General features: G+C 55.4%; 3 protein-coding genes. 1 reads left to right on the top strand and 2 read right to left on the bottom strand.

Going from position 1 to position 3,237, the window contains the following annotated elements:
- Together VAE48_RS03555 and VAE48_RS03550 are read right to left on the bottom strand one after the other, a co-directional pair.
- On the bottom strand, positions 1-1,695 hold a 1,695-nt coding region (locus VAE48_RS03555), incomplete at its 3' end, for a glycosyltransferase family 39 protein (RefSeq protein ID WP_322791941.1).
- Between the two features lie 30 nt (positions 1,696-1,725).
- Positions 1,726-2,649, bottom strand: coding sequence for a ribonuclease Z (locus VAE48_RS03550; protein WP_322791940.1), 924 nt, complete (start codon positions 2,647-2,649; stop codon positions 1,726-1,728).
- A gap of 380 nt (positions 2,650-3,029) precedes the next feature.
- Between VAE48_RS03550 and VAE48_RS03545 the strand changes: the two genes are divergently transcribed.
- A partial coding sequence (locus tag VAE48_RS03545; RefSeq protein WP_322791939.1) for a DUF4395 family protein occupies positions 3,030-3,237 on the top strand: 208 nt, incomplete at its 3' end.

The following is a 3,237-nucleotide window of genomic DNA, read 5'->3' as shown; positions in this document are numbered from 1 at the left end:
CTGATGGGCAGTGCTGACCAGCACAAATGCGCGCCGGAAGGGGATATCCCTGCGTAGCATTTGGCGCGGCAGGTTGTACTGGTAAAAGTAGTACCATAAGGGAGCGTCTTCCGGTGCGGTAATGATCACCAGATCGCCGGATTGGAGGTGGGGCTGAATAAAACGCAGCGACTGTTCAACCCCTCCATAGCGCCGCTCACCCAGCGGAGCGCGCTGCACGATATATATCACCGAACCGGCCAGCAGAATTATCGAGAACATGGCCAGCAGCCCGCTCCTTATTCGGGAAGGATTCTTGAAAAGGTGTGAAACGGTTTCAATAAGATACGCTAGCCCTGCGGCTGCCCAAATCAGCATCAACGGCACTAAAAAAAGCCAGATGCGCGCCCAGGGGTTGGGACGTTGAATGAATACGATGACCGGAAGGATGACCAAACCGGCCTGCAGGGGAATGGGCAATCGGCTGAGCCGGGAATGAAAGATTAACCCAATCATCCAACCCAGCCCGAATAAACCTACCAGCGCCGGATGGACGAAACGCGTCCATTCCTGCCAGGTTTCGGTCACGCGCGATTGAAGGGTTGGCAGAAACCACTCGCGGGCAACCGGCTCGACCCATTGATTGGCGACCACCGACTTAATTCCGGAATTGAGAAAGACCGGCAGGTAGAACAGCCCCGCCAGCAGCACCGTGAGACTCCCGCACAGCAAAACTGCCAGCGGAAAGGAAAAGCGCCGCGATCGGTCAACTTTACCGCTCACCCAAACCAGAAAGAGCCAAAAATAAAGCATGGCTAACGAATAAACAAACACCGGCACCGTGTAAAGCCCCAGCGCGCCGAACAAAGCCAGTAACAGCCAGTGAAAAGCATTTCCCTGACGGAGTAAGTACACGGCCAGCCCGGCGTTCCATAAGGTGAACAATGCCAGAAGGGTATAACCGCGTGCATTTACCGAGAAACTCACCAGCACTGGTGCCAGGGCAATGGTCAAACCGGCCAGCCAGCCAGCGGCAGGGGAATAGAGCCGCCGCGCCAGGCCATAACCAAACGGAGCGAGCAGTGCCCCGGCTATCAAAGCCGGTAGGCGCACCGTCCATGGTTGAACACCGAACAGGCGGTACGAAAGATGGACGAGAAGGGTGTGGAAGAGGTGATTGTTGGGGTAATGGTAATCACTCAATCCCAGCCGCAGGGGTTGAACAGCGAATACGCTGAAGGTGTAGGCTTCGTCATGTTCCATGGGGACGTTGACGAATAACCCCCTTATGACCAGCCCGACGACCAGTAGAGCAGCAGCCGGCAGCCATATTTCTGGCTGGCGGAGTGAATTAAAAGATTCGTCCAGGCCGCGTTTTGCATCGGCGGGCAGGTTTTGAAAGGCATTGGTAAGGGTTTGTTTCAACCAGACCGCGGCAATTCGAAAATGATAGGGGAAGCGCAGGGCGATCACCGCGCAGCCGCTCAGCAGCAAGCCGCTGATACCCAGCACACCCTGAAAGACTTTCCAGAGGGCAGGGGTGAGCAGTTCGAGACTGCCGTCGCGGGCAAGCAAATCACCCAGCTGGCGGGCAGCCGGGTAGGGGAGTACAGCGAGCAGTAAAAATCCAACTCCTGAGATCAGCAAAGCCCCGGCCGTCACTTTGTGGGACTTATGGAAGCCTTCATCCGTAAGGGGAGGGACGCGCTTGCTCATGGGTGGATGTGTGTACGCGGGTTGAATCGGTCACGGGCTGGCGCGGCGAATTTGAAAGACATCAAAATCGCGGGCAACCACCGTATTTTCAAAGACCGGTTGGGCTTCAGCCAGAATATCTTTTTCGCGGTAACGGCGCGAAACATGGGTGAGAATCAGCTGGCGTACTTCGGCTTCCCGCGCCAGTTCTGCCGAGCGGCGGGCGGTCATGTGGCCAAAATGGCGCGCCATCTCGGCTTCTTCTTCCAGATAAGTAGCTTCGATGACCAGCGCATCCACCCCGCGAACGATTTCAATTAAATTGTCGGGATCGCCGACATCTCCAACGATAGCCAGCCGTGTACCGGGGCGGAATTCACCCAACACCATTTCCGGCAGAATGGTGCGTCCGTCCTCAAGGGTGACTGCCTGACCGGTGACCAGATCGCGGCGCAGAGGGCCGTTGGGAATGCCGAGTTCTTCGGCCTTTTCCGGCAGAAAGGGGCGGCGGCCTTTTTCTTCAAACAGGTAGCCAAGGCTTTCGGCGCCACGGTGAGAAACCGAAAAAGCCTGGATGGTGAAATCCTCAGCCTCGAAGATCAAGCCGGGCTGTACGACGCGCAGGTGCAGCGGCATGGGCGGCTCGGCGCCGCGCAGCACAACGCCGTAAACCAGGTCATATACGCGATCCAGTGCGCTGCGTGTGCCGATGATTTCCAGTTCGTCAATCGATTCCCACCGCATGAAGGTGGAAATCAGGCCTGCCAGACCGAGAATGTGATCGAGGTGTCCGTGGGTGAGCAGGATGCGGTTCAGATTTTTGAAGCCAATACCGGACTGTAAGATCTGGCGTTGTGTTCCTTCGCCGCAGTCTATCAAAAAGCGGTGTTCGTCTTTTTTGACCACCAGTGCGGGCAGGTTGCGGCGTACCGAAGGAGCTGAAGCAGATGTGCCTAAAAAAATGATTTCAAACAAGGCTGGCAAAATTCCTTAAGAATACAGGGATAAACCCTGCGCTGCCTATTCTCGAAGGCGGGCAGGCAGGGCGTCATCAATACAGGCTTTATTTTACCCTACTTCACGGCAATGAATTGATCTGGTTTTGTAAAATGAATTTGCTCGGTCGGGCTTGTAAAAAATCAAAAATAAGACTAAAATTATCGCATATGATCGCTGACACATACGTCATTTTACTCAACAATACCTGCATGTGTATGCGGCGGGGGGTGCTGCCCGCCGTGGTGTGCCAGCGTTAGTTCTTCACAGGCACGATTCAACCAGCGGCTGCGCCCTCTGCATCTCAACGGAGCGGCGCAGTTTTTTAATTCTCGTCCTAGGTCATTGCGGAGGCTGATATGAAACCCCTACAACCCATTGATCATTCTGCTTTACGAACCAATCAAGCGCTGATCATCCTCTTGCTGTTGATTTCCTTTATTACCAACCTGCCACTGCTGGCGGGGCTGGTAGGTGTGGCAATGCTGAGCGCTGCTCTACTTGGACGGCCGGCGTTCGGTTGGGTTTATACCGCTTTGCTCAAACCGCGCGGCTGGCTTAAGCCGG

The organism is Bellilinea sp. (assembly GCF_034432615.1).
In the GTDB taxonomy this organism is placed as follows: domain Bacteria; phylum Chloroflexota; class Anaerolineae; order Anaerolineales; family Anaerolineaceae; genus Bellilinea.
This window is presented reverse-complemented; position numbering and strand designations above follow the sequence as displayed.